The sequence below is a fragment of the Thalassococcus sp. S3 genome, assembly GCF_004216475.1.
In the GTDB taxonomy this organism is placed as follows: Bacteria; Pseudomonadota; Alphaproteobacteria; order Rhodobacterales; family Rhodobacteraceae.
Genome location: NZ_CP022303.1, coordinates 1,459,687 through 1,475,595, shown reverse-complemented (window position 1 = coordinate 1,475,595; position 15,909 = coordinate 1,459,687). Strand labels below are relative to the sequence as shown.

Genomic DNA, 15,909 nt, shown 5'->3' with positions numbered 1-15,909 from the left:
ATCCTATTTCGAACGAAGGGCAATAACGCCCCCGGCCAGCGCGATACAGAAAATGCCCAGGATCTGCATCTGAGTGACTGCCTGATCGAACACGAGAAACGCAAAAAGCGGCCCGAAGATCATGACCGAATATTCGAAAACCGACACGTAGGACGGTTCGCCCAGCTGGTAGGCCTTGATGATCAGAAACACTCCAATCACCGACCCAGCAGCCTGCACAGCAACCCAAGGGGCGGATTGCCACATGGGCCAGACCCAGGCGCGGGTGACAAAGCCGGCAGCGCCCGGCTCAGGCGCTGCGGGCCATAGGGAGAGCACGAAAAGGCCAACCAGACCCATCGCCCCAAGGGTCAGCCACATGCCCGCGAGAAGCGACATCGTGCTTTCGCCACCGCAAAGGCTGCGCGTGGCAACCGCGCCGAGGGCATAAAAGAACCCACCGGCGACCGGGATCAGGGCGACAACATCAAAGCGCGACGGATCGGGCTGCAGCACCAGAAGGATGCCGACAAACCCGATGGCCACCGCGAGAACGCGCCACGGACCCACAGGGTCCTTCAAGACAAGCGCGGAGATCAGCAATATGAAGATCGGAGAGGTGAAAAGACCCGCCAAAGCCTGAGCGATCGGCATAAGGGCGAGCGCCGTGAAGTAGAAAAGCATCGACGTTGCCACCAGCGCACTGCGCAGGGCGACGGCCCACAAGCGTAGCGGCCGCAACGCGCCGAACCCAAGGAGCGACATCGCCACGACCAACGGGATCGCCAAAGATGCCCGTGTGGCATGGAACTGCCAAAGCCCGATCTCGGCCGCGATCAGAGGAATGACGTTGTCGATCACACCGATGACCGACATCGCAGCCACCATCGAGGCCGCGGCCAAAAGCGGTCGCGTTTGAAGGATTGGCGTTTGCATTCCTAATCCGTCGCTCCATTATCCCCGTCAAAATGCAATTGCGCGGAAAGCGAGGGAGGATGCAATGGGTTGGTTGGCGGATGAAACCGGTCTGGAGAAAACGGCTGCGAATTACGTGCCTTTGACACCCCTGTCACACCTGAGGCGCGCCGCTCATGTCTTTTCCGATCACACGGCGGTCGTTTACGGCGCGCATCGCAAATCCTACGCGGAATATTATGACCGTTGCACGCGCCTCGCCTCGGCCCTTGCGGGTATGGGCGTGAAACCGGGCGACGTGGTGGCAACGCTCATCCCGAACCTGCCCGCCCAGGCCGAGGCGCATTTTGGCGTGCCCGCCTGCGGCGCTGTCCTCAACACGATCAACACCCGGCTTGATCTCGACACCGTGTCTTACATCTTTGGGCATGGCGCCGCGAAGGTCGTGCTTGCGGACACCCAGTTCCTGGAGCTGGCCGAAGCCGCCAAGGACCGCATGGAAGGCGACGGCCCCCTGATCATCGAAGTGCCGGATCCGCATGCGGGATGGCCCGCCAGTGGCCGGCACCCGCTTTATGAGGATATCCTGGCCGAGGCCGATCACGACTTTGACTGGATCCTGCCCCGGGATGAATGGGAAAGCCTCGCGCTCAATTACACCTCGGGCACCACGGGACGGCCGAAGGGCGTCGTTTATCACCATCGCGGCGCTTATCTGATGACGATGGGCACTGTCATATCGTGGCGTATGGTGCTGCATCCAACCTACCTGGCCATCGTGCCGCTGTTTCACTGCAATGGCTGGAACCACACCTGGATGATGCCCGTGCTTGGCGGTACGCTGGTCTGCTGCCGGGACATCACCGCGCCGAACATCTACAACGCCATCGCCGATGAGGGCGTCACCCATTTCGGCGGCGCGCCGATTGTTTTGAACATGCTTGTCAACGCGCCCGAAGACGAACGTCGCAGCTTTGCCCATACGGTCGAGGTCTTCACCGCCGGGGCGCCCCCGGCCCCCGCGACGCTGGCCAAGATCGAGCCGTTGGGTTTTCACGTCACCCAGGTCTACGGGCTGACCGAAACCTACGGGCATGTCACCGAATGTCTTTGGAAGGGCGGCCAATGGGACGCGCTGGACACCGACGGGCGGGCCGCGATCAAGGCCCGCCAGGGTGTCGCCTTCCCGATGATGGACGATATCACGGTGCTTGACGAAAACATGCAGCAGATCCCCAAGAACGGATCCGATCAGGGAGAGATCGTGATGCGTGGGAACTCCGTCATGAAGGGTTATCTCAAAAACCCCGAAGCCACCGCGGAAAGCTTCAAAGGCGGGTACTTCCATTCCGGCGACATCGCCGTCCAGCATCCCGACGGTTACATCCAGATCGCCGACCGCGCCAAGGACATCATCATTTCGGGTGGCGAAAATATCTCCTCGGTCGAAGTGGAGGGGGTCCTCATGGCGCATCCGGACGTGCTTTTGGCCGCGGTTGTGGCAAAGCCGGATGAGAAATGGGGTGAGGTGCCCTGCGCGTTCGTCGAGCTGAAAGAGGGCGCAGATGCAGACGCGGCAGCGCTGATCGCCTTTAGCCGTGAAACACTGGCAGGCTTCAAGGCGCCGAAGTCCGTTGTGTTTCGGGAGCTTCCCAAAACATCGACGGGGAAGATCCAGAAATTCGAACTGCGCAAACTGGCGGCCAATCTGACGTAGGCCGCCCCATCCCCCAAGGAGTTTGCTCTTGAGGCGACGCCCATGATACGCTTGCCTTAAAATAAGGCATGAGCAGATCCCGAGCCTATGACAGCTCTGACACAGTATCAGCGGTTGGAAGCCACCGCCCTTTGGCGCGATACCCCCGATGGCCAGCGTCGGGAGGTGATCGTGTCCATCGGGGATGCCACGCTGGTGATCAGCGATCTGAAGGATCAGGCCCTGGCCCATTGGTCGCTGGCCGCCCTTGTCCGTCTCAATCCCGGAGAGCGCCCTGCCATTTACAGCCCCGATGAAGATGCCAGCGAAGTTCTGGAATTCTCGGAAAACGAAGCGCAAATGATCGATGCCATCGAAACCTTGCGGACCGCAATCGACAAGGCGCGGCCGCATCCGGGGCGTCTGCGCTGGCTGTCCGGGCTGGCGATCAGCCTTGCGATTGCAGCACTGGCCCTCTTCTGGCTGCCGGGCGCGATGAAACGGCACACGGTGTCGGTCGTACCCGACATCAAGCGTGAAGAAATCGGAGAAGCGCTCCTTGGCCGGATCGAGCGTGTTTCGGGCGCGGCCTGTGATTTTGCCGACGCAAGACCTGCGCTTGCCGAACTGGCCAGCCAGACCGGGACCGAGCGTCTGGTGATCCTGCCCGCCGGGGTCCGGGACAGCATGCACCTGCCCGGTGGCATCATCCTTTTGAACCGCGCGATCATCGAGGATCATGAAGAACCCGATGTCGCGGCCGGCTATATCCTGGCCGAGCAGATCCGGGCCGACATGACCGACCCTCTTGCCGCCCTGCTGGAAGGCAGCGGTCTTTGGGCCGCCTTTCGGCTGATCACCACGGGGCGGCTGAGCGACGAGATCCTTGATGCCTACGCCGAAGCCCTGCTGATGAATGCAAGGCCGCCGTTAAACGACGATGTTCTGCTCGCAGGCTTCGCGCAGGCAGAGCTGCGTTCGTCCCCCTACGCCTATGCGCGCGACATTACCGGCGAAACCGTTCTTGGCCTGATCGAGGCTGACCCGATGGCCGGGCGCGATACGACGCCGCTGATGAGAGACAGGGACTGGCTTTTGCTGCAAAGCATTTGCGAGGGTTAAAGCCGGGCCTCCTGCGAGACCCGGAAGCTCATACTAGCGGATATAAGCATCCTTGAAACCAGCCTGGCGCGCCACCCGCAACGCGTTTTGAGCGTCGCGACTGTTTGAAAACGGGCCAACCATCACAAGGCGATAGGACGTGCCGCCGCGTGTCAGTGTCCCCATGCGGACAGGAAGCCCGGTGCGCCCCATACGTTGGGCTGTCGCTTCGGCGTTACGGGGCTGGCCGAACACACCAACCTGCACAAAATGCTGGCCCGACTTCACCTGGGCCGCCTTCTGTGACACGCGCTGTTTTGTGGACACGGTCGGTGCTTCGGGACGCAGGCCCAGCTGTGCGGGAACATGCACGGTAGGTTGCTTTGACCGCACCCGGCGGGTCGGGTCGGCCAGACGGCGTGGCATTTGGTTGGTCCAGATCTGCTGCGTCTGGGCGTGGCCCTGCAGCGTCTGCTCCGCCCGGCGCGGGTTGAGACGGTCATCCTCCCAAACCCGGCGATAGCCTTCGGGAACCACGACATTCGTGGTGTTCTGGCGCTTGATATAGACATGCTTCGGCACCACGCGTGTTCCTGATCTCAGCGTGTCGGCCTCGGCAAGCTGGTATCCGTCCGCTCCCGGCGCAAGCGAGATGCTGTCGCCCGGCAGTGTCACGGGCGCTTCTCGCTGAGGGCCGCAGCGTACGGGGTAGCGGCTGCCATCGTTGATGTACCTCTGGCTGATCGCCGACGCGCCCGGACACCGTCCTGACCGCTTGATCGTCACAGGCGCCGTTTGTCTGGGTTGCTGTATTGTCACCGGCTTTGGCGCCGGCGCAGGCTTGCGCTGGGTCACGGGCGCGCGCCGGATCACGGGTGCGGGTGGCTTCGTCGTCGTTGCGATTGTGGGTATCGGCGCCCGGCGCTGGGTCCGCACGACGCGCTGCGTAGGTTGAGGTGTGCGCACCACGCGCTGCGGCGCGGGCCGTGCGGTCGCGGCAGGTTGTGCATTGGGCGTGATCTGCACCGCTCTCGGAGTTGGCGCGGCGGTGGCCGTTGTCCCCGCCGAACGGGCCAGTGACGGCCGCGCGCCGCACACCTGCTGACGGTTCCGGCTTACCCTTGGCACCCAGGTCACGTTGCCGTCGATACCTGCGCGGATGAACACACAGCCGCGGCTGTCAACATATTGATTTCCTGTGAAAGATGCTGGCGGGAACTCCGCCGGCGCGGTATTTCCCCGCAGCGATTGGGCCGACGCCGCGGTCCATCCAAAACATGCAACTGCAAAACTGGCAGCAATAATTCTTGTAAACTTCATCTGTGCCCCCACAAGATATGGCGGCGAGGATGCAGCAAAAGACTGGCTGAGTAAAGCGCGCGGGCTTAGTTATTTGGTGCCGAACATCCGATCGCCCGCATCGCCAAGACCGGGCATGATATAGCCCTTTTCGTTCAGCCCGCGATCCAGCGCGGCGGTGACGATGGGCACGTCCGGATGCGCCTCTTTCATCCGCGACACCCCCTCCGGCGCGGCAAGCAGGCACATGAACCGGATATTCCTCGCGCCGGCCTTCTTCAGCAACTCCACCGCCGCCGCGGAACTGTTACCCGTCGCCAGCATCGGATCGACGGCAATCACGAGCCTGTCTTCCAGGGCATCCGGCACCTTGAAATAATATTGCACCGGCTCAAGCGTCTCTTCATCGCGGTAGAGCCCGACGAACCCCACCCGTGCTGACGGGATAAGCTCCAGCACCCCGTCCAGAAGCCCGTTGCCTGCCCGCAGGATCGACACCAGCGCCATCTTCTTTCCGGCAAGAACCGGGGCATCCATTTCTTCCATCGGGGTGTCGATGGGCTTGTGGGTCATCGGCAATTCACGGGTGATCTCATAGGCCAGCAGCTGGCTGATTTCCTTCAATGTCTGACGAAACACCGCCGTCGGCGTCCCCTTGTCCCGCATCAGCGTCAGCTTGTGCTGCACCAGCGGGTGATCGACGATCGTCAGATGCTCGGCCATGAGACACTCCTTTGCTGCCGCGCCTTCTCTGCCTCGCACCGCGCGGAGAGACAATCCCCCATCTCAACCCCACCCCGCTTCTTTGGGTTCGAAATATCCCGGGGGAGTCCGCCTCCGGCGGACGGGGGCTGGCCCCCTGCCCGGTCAGTCAAGAGGCGTGACACCCAGGTGCCGCGCCACCAGGCCCGCCACATCGTTGAACCCGATCAGCCCCAGCTCGCCCCCGCCCTGCCCGGCGATCAGAACCGGAACCCGCTCCCGGGTGTGATCGGTGCCCACCCAGCTTGGATCGTTGCCATGATCGGCGGTCAGCAGCAGCATGTCGCCTGCCCGCAACTGCGGCAGCAGCTTGCCGATCTCCGCATCGAACCATTCCAGCGCCCGCGCATAGCCCGAGATATCCCGCCGGTGACCATAAAGGCTGTCGAATTCCACGAAATTGGCAAAGGTCAGGCTTCCATCCTCGGCCTCGGCGACAAGGTCTGACAGATGCCCCATCAGCACCGCATCAGAGCCTTTGCGCACCTCGTCGATCCCCGTCATCGAGAAAATGTCGCCGATCTTGCCCACGCCATAGACCCGCCCGCCGGCCGATTGCACCCAATCGGTCAGAACCGGCGCGGGCGGGGCAATGGCGTAATCGCGGCGGTTCGTGGTGCGGGTAAAGCCGGTTTCCGGCGTCCCCACAAAGGGCCGCGCGATCACCCGGCCCACCTTCATCGCATGCAGGTCCGGCGCAAGCGTCTCGCAGAGATGCAGAAGCCGGTCGAGGCCGAACACCTCTTCATGAGCCGCGATCTGAAAGACGCTGTCGGCGGAGGTATAGCAAATCGGCCAACCGGCTCGCAGATGCTCCTCTCCGAAAGCCTCGATCACAGCCGTGCCGGAGGCATGCCGGTTGGCCAAGGTTCCCTCCACGCCCGCGATCTCCGCCACCCGGCGCATCAGGGGCTCGGGAAAGGCCGGGACGGTATCCGGAAAATAATGCCAGTCCCACGGCACGGGCAGACCGGCCAGCTCCCAATGGCCTGACGGCGTATCCTTACCCGGCGACACCTCTGTCGCGGCCCCCCAGCGCCCTTTCGGCTCCGCTTCAAGTCCGGGCGCCGCGCTGCCGGAGGCGAGCCGGATCGCGGCCCCCAGACCCAGCCCGTCGAGCACCGGCAGGTGCAGGGGGCCAGAGCGTCCCTCCTCCGCGCGTCCTTGCGCGCAGGCTTCGGCAATATGCGCAAGCGTATTGGCGCCCGTATCCGGCGTGTCGCCGTTAAAGAACCGGTCGGCATCCGGCGCGCCGCCGATCCCGACGGAATCCATCACCACAAGGAAGGCGCGCGGCATCAACCGATCCTTTCGTGGATCAGCGGCGGGATGTCGAGTGGCGTGTCGCGTAAGCGAATGGCGCGGCGCAGCGCCTCCTCTGCGTGCCTTGCCGCATCTTCGCGGCCTGCATGGATCACGGCCAACGGCTCCCCCCTGGTCACGCGCTGGCCAAGCCGGGCGATGCCCGAGAGGCCCACGGCGGGGTCGATCACGTCGCTTTCCACCTGCCGCCCTCCGCCCAATGCCACGACAGCAAGGCCCAGCGCCTCCCCATCAATGGAGGTGACGATCCCGTCGGAAAAGGACGGCACCTCGCGGATGATGTTCGCTTCGGGCAGAAACCGCGCCCAGTTGTCCACGAAAGCCTTGGGCCCGCCAACGGTGGCGATCATCTTGCCGAACCGTTCGGCAACCCGCCCCTCCCGAAGCGCAGCAACGATCCGGTCAGCGCCGTCCTGAACATCCTCCGCAAGGCGGGCATCGGCCAGAACCACCCCGCCCAAAGCGGCCGTGATCTCCACCAGGGGGCCGTTCACCGGGTTGGTGAGGCACTTCATCACCTCCGCCACTTCCAGCGCGTTTCCCAAGGCCGAAGCCAAAGGCTGGCTCATGTCGGTCATCACCGCCGTTGTCCGGCATCCGGCCTTGTTCGCGGTTGCCGTCAGTGCCTGGGCAAGCGCGCGCGCCTCCTCGGGCGTTTTCATGAACGCGCCGCTGCCCACCTTGACGTCCAGAACCAGCGCATCCGGGGATGCCGCCAGTTTCTTCGACAGGATCGACGCGGTGATCAGATCCAGACTTTCAACGGTGGCTGTGACATCCCTTATGGCGTAGAGCCTTTTGTCCGCGGGTGCGATATCCGCCGTGGCGCCTACGATTGCACAACGCGCCTCGTTCAGCACGTCGCGCAAACGGTCTGTATCAAACGATGTCGATACGCCCGGGATCGCATCAAGCTTGTCAAGCGTCCCGCCCGTATGTCCCAGGCCCCGACCCGAGATCATGGGCACATATGCGCCGCATTCAGCCAGCGCAGGCGCCAGAAGAAGGCTCACGCAATCGCCGACGCCACCGGTGGAGTGTTTGTCGAGCACAGGCCCGTCCACATCCCATTTCAGCACCGATCCACTGTCGCGCATCGCTTCGGTCAATCCGGTCCGCCCGGCCTCGCCCAGTCCGTTGAGGCAGACCGCCATGGCGAAGGCGCCTGCCTGCGCATCACTGACCGTGCCATCTGCCAACCCCCGGGCAAACCAGCGCAAGGCATCGGCGTCCGGCGTCTCGCCACGGCGCAGGGTCGCAATAATCGAACGGGCGTCCACTGTTTTACTCTTCCGCCATGTGGTCTTGCGTGAATGCGCCCGGCAACAGCTCGGCCAGCGTCATCACCTGTTCGACACCACCGGTTGTGGCCATGGTGACCCGAACGTCGGATTTTCCGAATTCCGCCAGCTTTTGCCTGCATCCCCCGCAGGGCGTGACCGGCATCGGGCTGCCCGCAACCACGTAAACCTCGGTCAGTTCGGTCTCTCCCGCCGCGACCATCGCCGCAATCGCCCCGGCCTCGGCGCATGTTCCCTCGGGATAAGCCACGTTCTCGACATTGCATCCCGCGTAGATGACACCCGATCGTGCCTGGATGGCCGCTCCGACCTGGAAATTCGAATAAGGTGCATAGGCGTTGGCGCGCACCTTGAGCGCCGCCTCTTTCAAACTCATGTCAGAACCTCGGTTTTGAATGCGCCCGGCAGCGCGACTTCGAGCAGCTCAACATCATCCGTCGGCTCGGCAAGGCGGGTCTTCATCGCCGGAGGGATCACGAAAGCATCCCCCGGCGCAAGCCTGTAGGGCACCTTTCCCTCTCCCTCCAACGTGACACCGCCTTCCATGACGAAGGTAAACAGAATGTCGCTGTCATGCCGTGTCCACGCCGGCTGACCCTCACCCCGCCGCAGGACATGAACGCCTGCGACGTCGCCGGTATTCCGGGCAATCGTGGTATCACGGGACCGGTAGCCGGGCAGCCGATGCGACTGCCAGATCGCCTCCTTCGCCTTGTGATGGACGAAACGTTGCCCCTGAAACAGCCGGTCCGGGTTGGCTGGCCCGTTTGGCAAGCTCATGTCGTGATCAATGGTCGTGATATGCTCGGCCGGAACGCCAATCTCGACCACTTCGATATTCTCCGATGCATAAAGGACCTTGTGCCGGATTTCCGGGGGCTGGATCACGCAATTGCCCGCGTGAAGCCGAAACGGCTCTCCCTGATCCTCGTAGACCAGGTCGACCCAGCCTCGATAGCAAAAGATGAGCTGGAAGCCGACCGTATGGTAATGCACCATGTCGGGCACCGGGCCACCGTCCGGGATGCGGATGTGGCTTGCGATGATCGAACCGCCCAGCCGGTCGGGGATCAGATCCCTGTAATGCATGCCGGCCCGTCCGATGACCCACGGGGCCTGATCCGCGAGCCGTCGCACGACAAAGGCGTGTTGTGACGCGGGCAGGACAAGAGGCGGGTTTGCCTCCTCTATCTCCACCCTGGTGCCATTCGGCGCCGTCAATCGGCGCTGCCCGTTTGCAAAGGATCCGGGTTCATCCGTGAGGATCCGCAGCGTGCCCGGCGGCTCTGACGCGCCCTGCTCGATCCGAAGGCGCAGACCGTGCCCCGACAAAACCGCAACGCGCGGATCGTCCGCCGGATAAATCATGTCGAGCTGCATGCCCAAAGTCTTGGTGAAGAACGGAATATCGTCGCGCAACGCGTCCGTGGGCAAGCGCATTTCGGCCTTGGTTGTCGACATTGGTTCTCCACTTTGCGGAGCGAGAGTGGCCGGGGGTTCACGATTTTGCAAGACACCCCTGCGACATCTGCAGCAAAACAGAGTATTTCGCGCATTTCAAAACTAGTTTAAAGCTAAACTAGTTTTCTTGGGGAGGAGCTATCGAATGTCGGATACACCATCGCTGAAACAGGCGGCCTTGGCCTATCATGCGAACCCAAAACCAGGGAAGCTTGAAATCCGCGCGACGAAACCGATGGCCAATGGCCGCGACCTTGCGCTGGCCTATTCGCCGGGCGTGGCGGAGGCTTGCCTGGAAATCAAGAAAAATCCAAGCGAAGCAGCACACTACACGGCACGTGGCAACTTGGTCGCGGTCGTCTCTAACGGATCCGCGGTTCTTGGCCTGGGCAATATCGGCGCGCTTGCATCCAAACCGGTCATGGAAGGCAAAGCGGTTCTTTTCAAGAAATTTGCCAATATAGATTGTTTTGACATTGAACTAGATGAAACCGACCCCGAAAAACTGGCAGACATCGTCTGTGCGTTGGGGCCGACATTCGGCGCAATCAATCTGGAAGACATCAAGGCCCCGGATTGCTTCATCGTCGAAAAGCTCTGCCGGGAGAGGATGAATATCCCGGTCTTTCACGACGATCAGCATGGAACGGCCATCGTCGTCGGCGCGGCGGCGAAGAATGCGCTTCATGTCGCGGGGAAGGCATTCGACGAGATCAAGATCGTCTCGACCGGAGGCGGCGCTGCCGGAATTGCCTGCCTGAACATGTTGCTGAAGCTTGGCGTGCGGCGTGAGAATATCTGGCTCTGCGATATTCATGGCCTGGTCTACGAAGGCCGCACGGAGGATATGAACCCTCAAAAGGCCGCGTTCGCCCAATCCGCCGACCTGCGAACGCTGGATGAGGTGATCGAGGGCGCGGATCTGTTTCTGGGTCTCAGCGGACCGAATGTGCTTACGGGCGACATGGTGGGCCGGATGGCGGATCGTCCGGTAATCTTTGCCCTTGCCAATCCCACACCGGAAATCCTGCCGGAACTGGCCCGCACCGTCTCGCCGGATGCGATCATCGCAACAGGACGCAGTGATTTTCCCAATCAGGTCAACAATGTGCTGTGCTTTCCGTTTATCTTTCGGGGCGCACTCGATGTCGGCGCGACAGAGATCAGCGATGCGATGCAACTGGCCTGCATCGACGGCATCGCAGAGCTTGCACGCGCCACGACAAGCGCCGAGGCGGCCGCCGCTTATCAGGGCGAACAACTGACCTTTGGACCGGATTACCTGATCCCAAAGCCCTTCGATCCGCGCCTGGTCGGTGTCGTATCGACCGCCGTCGCCCGCGCCGCGATGGAGACCGGTGTCGCAACCAGGCCGATCGAAGATCTTGAAGCCTACAAACAGAAACTCGATGGCTCCGTCTTCAAATCCGCGCTTCTGATGCGCCCGGTTTTCGAAGCAGCGGCGACCGCATCCCGTCGGATCGTCTTTGCGGAAGGCGAGGACGAGCGCGTGTTGCGCGCATCGCAGGCCATGCTGGAAGACACGACCGAGAAGCCGATCCTGATCGGTCGCCCGGAGGTGATAGAGACAAGGTGCGAGCGGTTGGGGCTCACGATCCGTCCGGGGCGTGATTTCCAGATCGTGAACCCCGAGAACGACCCGCGCTACCGCGATTATTGGGAAACCTATCACACACTGATGGCAAGGCGCGGCGTCACCCCGGATCTTGCCCGTGCCATCATGCGGACCAACACCACCGCCATCGGTGCCGTGATGGTCCATCGGGAAGAGGCGGACAGTCTGATCTGCGGCACGTTCGGCCAGTATCGCTGGCATCTGAACTATATCGAGCAGGTTCTCGGCACCTCCAATTTGCGCCCGCATGGCGCACTCAGCCTGATGATCCTGGAAGACGGGCCCCTGTTCATCGCGGATACGCATGTCCGCTCGGAACCCTCCCCGCAGGAAATCGCCGAGACGGCAATCGGGGCCGCACGCCACGTGCGCCGATTTGGGATCACGCCCAACATCGCGCTCTGCGCACAATCTCAGTTCGGGAATTCGGAGTGTGAAACCGGTCGGAAGATGCGCGCCGTGATGGAGCTGCTCGACGCCAACAGCGTGGACTTTGCCTATGAGGGCGAGATGAATATCGACGCCGCCCTCGACCCGGATCTGAGAGCGCGGATCTTTCCCGGCAGCCGGATGGAAGGCGCGGCGAATGTGCTGATCTTTGCCCATGCCGATGCCGCCAGCGGCGTGCGCAACATCCTCAAGATGAAGGGCGGCGGACTGGAAGTGGGTCCGGTCCTGATGGGCATGGGCAACCGCGCCCATATCGTGTCCCCGTCGATCACGGCAAGGGGGCTGCTGAATATGGGCGCGATTGCAGGCACACCGGTCGCCCAATACGGCTGACCGAATCTGAAAGGGCGGAAAAGATACATCCCGCGAGCGTCTTTGCAAAATTTGCAAAGTATCGGCATTTGCTTCGTTTTACTGAATACCTGCAAGCACTTTGCAAAGGTTTGCATGACGTGATCGCGATTTTTTGCAAAGCAATTGCGCTATTGTGACGCGACGGCACAGTCCGTTATTGCCGCAAGCGTTCGGCCTTTCCTAACACGACGGGCAACATCAAGGAGGAGGGACAGCCATGAGCTATCGCGAGATCTATGAAGCCTGGAAACAGGACCCGGAAGGTTTCTGGATGAAGGCGGCGGAGGCGATTGATTGGGATAGCAAACCCTCCAAGGCGCTGACAGAGAAGGGCGACGGACTTTACGAATGGTTCGCCGATGGCATGGTCAACACGTGCTGGAACGCGGTGGATCGTCATGTCGAAGCCGGGCGCGGCGATCAGATCGCCATCATCCACGACAGCCCGATCACCCACACCAAGCACGAGATCACCTATACTGAACTGCGCGACCGCGTGGCTTCTCTGGCGGGTGCGCTGAGGGCCAAGGGGATCGAGAAGGGCGACCGCGTCATCATCTACATGCCCATGGTGCCAGAAGCGCTGGAGGCGATGCTGGCCTGCGCGCGGATCGGGGCGATCCATTCGGTCGTTTTCGGTGGATTTGCAGCAAACGAGCTGGCCGTACGCATCGACGATTGCGCGCCGAAGGCAATTATCGCCGCCTCCTGCGGTTTGGAGCCCGGCCGGGTGGTGCATTACAAACCCCTGCTGGACGGTGCGATTGAGCTGGCTAACCACAAGCCCGATTTCTGCGTGATCTTCCAGAGAGAACAGGAAGTGGCGCATCTGGAAGAGGGGCGCGATGTGGACTGGCACGCGTTTCAGTATGGCGTGGACCCCGCAGAGTGTCTGCCGGTCGAGGGCAATCACCCGGCCTACATCCTGTATACGTCAGGCACGACGGGCGCGCCCAAAGGCGTCGTGCGCCACACAGGCGGTCATCTCGTCGCCCTGAACTGGACGATGAAGAATATCTACAACGTCGATCCGGGAGAGGTGTTCTGGGCCGCTTCCGACGTCGGCTGGGTTGTAGGGCATTCCTATATCTGCTACGCGCCACTGATCCACGGCAACACCACTATCGTGTTCGAAGGCAAGCCTATCGGCACGCCTGACGCCGGCACCTTCTGGCGCGTGATCTCCGAGCACAAGGTGCGGTCCTTCTTTACCGCGCCCACTGCGATCCGGGCGGTGAAACGCGAGGATCCCAAGGGGGAGCTGACAAAGAACTACGACCTGTCGGGCCTCAAAGCGCTCTATCTGGCAGGCGAACGCGCTGATCCGGACACGATCGAATGGGCACAAAACATCCTGAACGTGCCCGTGATCGACCATTGGTGGCAGACCGAGACAGGCTATGCCATCGCCGCCAACCCGCTTGGGGTAGAGGCGCTGCCGGTCAAGATCGGCTCCCCCTCTGTCGCGATGCCGGGCTATGATGTGCAGATCCTCGGGGAAGACGGACACCCTATGCCAGCAGGTGAGTTGGGGGCGATTGCGGTGAAACTCCCCCTGCCCCCGGGCACGCTGCCGACCCTTTGGAATGCCGAGGAGCGGTACAAGACATCCTACCTCAACACCTTCCCCGGTTACTATGAAACGGGCGATGCGGGCATGATCGACGAGGATGGATATCTCTACATCATGGCGCGTACCGATGACGTGATCAACGTGGCCGGGCATCGTCTCTCCACCGGCGCGATGGAGGAGGTGCTGGCCGCTCATCCCGATGTCGCCGAATGCGCGGTCATCGGCGTGACCGATCAGTTGAAGGGCCAGATGCCGCTTGGCTTTCTGTGCCTGAATGCAGGCACGGAGCGTCCTCATCAGGACATCGCAGCGGAGACCGTGAAGCTGGTACGTGAAAAGATCGGACCGGTTGCGGCCTTCAAGCTGGCCGTGGTGGTGGATCGCCTGCCCAAGACGCGGTCGGGCAAGATCCTGCGGGGCACGATGGTCAAGATTGCCGACAGCGAAGACTTCAAGATGCCGGCGACAATCGACGATCCGGCCATCCTGGATGAAATCAAGACGGCGCTGCAAACCATCGGCTACGCGCAATAAGCACTGGCACCCCTCCCCGCCTGACCCTAGGGTCGGATGGGGAGATAGATCATGGCTCAAGATTTTTGGCGCCTCAGCGCCACAGACCTTTCGAAACAGACACGCGCGGGCGATATCAGTGCCGAGGCGACCGTCGAGGATGCGCTGACGCGGATGGAGGCGGTGAACCCGGACCTCAACGCCGTCGTCGCGCCACTGGCCGAAGCCGCGCGGGAACGTGCCCTTGCCTTGGACAAGTCCCGCGCAGGGGGCGCGCCCCCCGGCCCACTGCATGGCGTGCCCGTCACGATCAAGGTCAATGTCGACCTGACGGGCGAGGCCACGACAAACGGTGTTACCGCGCTGAAAGACATGATTGCGCCCGGCGATGCGCCCATTGTGAAAAACCTGCTCGATGCAGGCGCGGTGGTGATCGGGCGCACCAATACACCGGAGTTTTCCTTTCGCGCCGATACCGACAACCCTTTGCACGGGCGCACGCATAACCCCTGGGGGCGGCATGTCTCCCCCGGCGGCTCTTCGGGTGGCGCAGGTTCCGCGGTGATGGCGGGGATCGGCGCGCTCGCCCATGGCAACGATATCGGCGGCTCCCTGCGGTTTCCGGCGGCGGCGAACGGCGCCGTGACGGTCAAGCCGGGATTGGGGCGTGTGCCCGCCTGGAACCCCAGCCAGAAAGCCGAACGCGGGATGCTTGCGCAAGCCATGTCGGTTCAGGGCCTGATCACGCGACATGCCTCCGACCTGCATTTGTCGATGCCAGCAGCTATCGCCCCTGACCCGCGCGATCCGTTTCATGTTCCCCTCTCCTGGCGGGGGGAGGCACTGGAGGGTCCGATCAAGGTTGCCTTTACCAAGAACACGTTCAACTTCGATCTCCACCCCGATGTTTCCGCCGCGCTGGACGCGGCGCGCGAGGCGCTGACGGATGCGGGCTATCAGGTGGAAGAGGTCGAACCGCCCTTGGTGCAGGAGGCCGGTCTTGCCGGATATCGGGCGCTGATGGGCGAGGTGAAGGCCCTGATGGGTCCCGATCTGCGCGCCTACGGCTCGGATACGCTGAACGCGATCTTCGATGAATACTACAGACAGTTCACGCCTTATGAAGGCACCGATCTGCTGACCATGATGGCGCAGCGCAGCCATTATGCGCGGGAATGGTCCCTCTTCCTCGACACATATCCGCTGGTCTTGACCCCTTTCCTGCCGCAACCTTTCTTCGCGCCCGGGCGTGATGAAGAAGGGCCCGAGGGGGTGCGCGACGCGCTGGGATCGGCGCTTTACTCCTATGCGATGAATTATATGGGCCTGCCTGCGGGGTGCCTGCCGACACGGCTCGCCGATCTGCCGCAAGGCCTGCAGCCCATCAACGTTCAAATCGTTGGCCGGCGCTGGCGCGAGGATCTGGTCGTTGACGCGATGGAGGCCATCGAGGCGCGCATCGGCAGCTTCGCCCCTACCCTCTGGGACCGCATGGCGCAGGGTTGACGGCGCGCCCCCTCCCTTTGCACGCTGTCTACACAGCTTT

General features: G+C 62.4%; 12 protein-coding genes. 5 read left to right on the top strand and 7 right to left on the bottom strand.

From position 1 onward, the window contains the following. Positions 1-3 precede the first annotated feature (3 nt). Entirely contained in the window at positions 4-915 is a 912-nt protein-coding gene (locus CFI11_RS07395) for a DMT family transporter (RefSeq protein WP_130404556.1), read from the bottom strand. 64 nt (positions 916-979) lie between these two features. Between CFI11_RS07395 and CFI11_RS07390 the strand changes: the two genes are divergently transcribed. Together CFI11_RS07390 and CFI11_RS07385 are read left to right on the top strand one after the other, a co-directional pair. Continuing rightward, on the top strand, positions 980-2,611 hold the full coding sequence (locus CFI11_RS07390; RefSeq protein WP_130404554.1) for an AMP-binding protein: 1,632 nt from the start codon (positions 980-982) through the stop codon (positions 2,609-2,611). Between the two features lie 87 nt (positions 2,612-2,698). Then, complete coding sequence (locus tag CFI11_RS07385) at positions 2,699-3,712, top strand: hypothetical protein (protein ID WP_130404552.1); 1,014 nt, start codon at positions 2,699-2,701, stop codon at positions 3,710-3,712. A 33-nt stretch (positions 3,713-3,745) separates the two neighbouring features. Here CFI11_RS07385 and CFI11_RS07380 read toward each other — a convergent pair whose 3' ends face one another. The 6 genes from CFI11_RS07380 to CFI11_RS07355 all read right to left on the bottom strand — a co-directional run bounded on the left by CFI11_RS07380 (position 3,746) and on the right by CFI11_RS07355 (position 9,837). Beyond that, on the bottom strand, positions 3,746-4,858 hold the full coding sequence (locus CFI11_RS07380) for an SPOR domain-containing protein (RefSeq protein WP_165390210.1): 1,113 nt from the start codon (positions 4,856-4,858) through the stop codon (positions 3,746-3,748). A 222-nt stretch (positions 4,859-5,080) separates the two neighbouring features. Continuing rightward, the gene (gene upp / locus CFI11_RS07375; RefSeq protein WP_130404548.1) at positions 5,081-5,713 is read right to left on the bottom strand and encodes a uracil phosphoribosyltransferase; all 633 of its coding nucleotides are present in this window, start codon (positions 5,711-5,713) and stop codon (positions 5,081-5,083) included. 144 nt (positions 5,714-5,857) lie between these two features. Beyond that, positions 5,858-7,051 (bottom strand): phosphopentomutase, encoded by a 1,194-nt coding sequence (locus CFI11_RS07370; protein WP_130404546.1) that lies wholly within the window; start codon positions 7,049-7,051, stop codon positions 5,858-5,860. After that, complete coding sequence (locus tag CFI11_RS07365) at positions 7,051-8,355, bottom strand: thymidine phosphorylase (protein ID WP_130404544.1); 1,305 nt, start codon at positions 8,353-8,355, stop codon at positions 7,051-7,053. The genes CFI11_RS07370 and CFI11_RS07365 overlap by 1 nt, the downstream gene beginning before the upstream one ends. Positions 8,356-8,359: 4 nt before the next feature. Beyond that, positions 8,360-8,752: a cytidine deaminase gene (locus CFI11_RS07360; RefSeq protein ID WP_130404542.1), complete on the bottom strand. Its 393-nt coding sequence runs from the start codon at positions 8,750-8,752 to the stop codon at positions 8,360-8,362. Next, entirely contained in the window at positions 8,749-9,837 is a 1,089-nt protein-coding gene (locus tag CFI11_RS07355; RefSeq protein WP_130404540.1) for a cupin domain-containing protein, read from the bottom strand. Before CFI11_RS07355 ends, CFI11_RS07360 begins: the two co-directional genes overlap by 4 nt. 145 nt (positions 9,838-9,982) lie before the next feature. On the opposite strand from CFI11_RS07355, the gene CFI11_RS07350 reads away from it, so the two are divergent. From CFI11_RS07350 to CFI11_RS07340, 3 genes are all read left to right on the top strand, one after another. Beyond that, positions 9,983-12,256 carry an NADP-dependent malic enzyme gene (locus CFI11_RS07350; RefSeq protein ID WP_130404538.1) on the top strand — a complete coding sequence of 758 codons (2,274 nt, stop codon included), beginning with the start codon at positions 9,983-9,985 and terminating at the stop codon, positions 12,254-12,256. Positions 12,257-12,494: 238 nt separating this feature from the next. Then, positions 12,495-14,384 carry a propionate-CoA ligase PrpE gene (gene prpE / locus CFI11_RS07345; RefSeq protein WP_130404536.1) on the top strand — a complete coding sequence of 630 codons (1,890 nt, stop codon included), beginning with the start codon at positions 12,495-12,497 and terminating at the stop codon, positions 14,382-14,384. A 51-nt stretch (positions 14,385-14,435) separates the two neighbouring features. Beyond that, positions 14,436-15,869: an amidase family protein gene (locus CFI11_RS07340; RefSeq protein WP_371687470.1), complete on the top strand. Its 1,434-nt coding sequence runs from the start codon at positions 14,436-14,438 to the stop codon at positions 15,867-15,869. Positions 15,870-15,909: the final 40 nt, after the last annotated feature.

Bases quoted from the DNA above. Each gene is read 5' to 3' on its own strand.
- CFI11_RS07360 (WP_130404542.1), bottom strand. From the start codon at position 8,752: ATGAGTTTGAAAGAGGCGGCGCTCAAGGTGCGCGCCAACGCCTATGCA.
- prpE (WP_130404536.1), top strand. From the start codon at position 12,495: ATGAGCTATCGCGAGATCTATGAAGCCTGGAAACAGGACCCGGAAGGT.
- CFI11_RS07340 (WP_371687470.1), top strand. From the start codon at position 14,436: ATGGCTCAAGATTTTTGGCGCCTCAGCGCCACAGACCTTTCGAAACAG.
- CFI11_RS07370 (WP_130404546.1), bottom strand. From the start codon at position 7,051: ATGCCGCGCGCCTTCCTTGTGGTGATGGATTCCGTCGGGATCGGCGGC.
- CFI11_RS07395 (WP_130404556.1), bottom strand. From the start codon at position 915: ATGCAAACGCCAATCCTTCAAACGCGACCGCTTTTGGCCGCGGCCTCG.
- CFI11_RS07385 (WP_130404552.1), top strand. From the start codon at position 2,699: ATGACAGCTCTGACACAGTATCAGCGGTTGGAAGCCACCGCCCTTTGG.
- CFI11_RS07355 (WP_130404540.1), bottom strand. From the start codon at position 9,837: ATGTCGACAACCAAGGCCGAAATGCGCTTGCCCACGGACGCGTTGCGC.
- CFI11_RS07390 (WP_130404554.1), top strand. From the start codon at position 980: ATGGGTTGGTTGGCGGATGAAACCGGTCTGGAGAAAACGGCTGCGAAT.
- CFI11_RS07350 (WP_130404538.1), top strand. From the start codon at position 9,983: ATGTCGGATACACCATCGCTGAAACAGGCGGCCTTGGCCTATCATGCG.
- upp (WP_130404548.1), bottom strand. From the start codon at position 5,713: ATGGCCGAGCATCTGACGATCGTCGATCACCCGCTGGTGCAGCACAAG.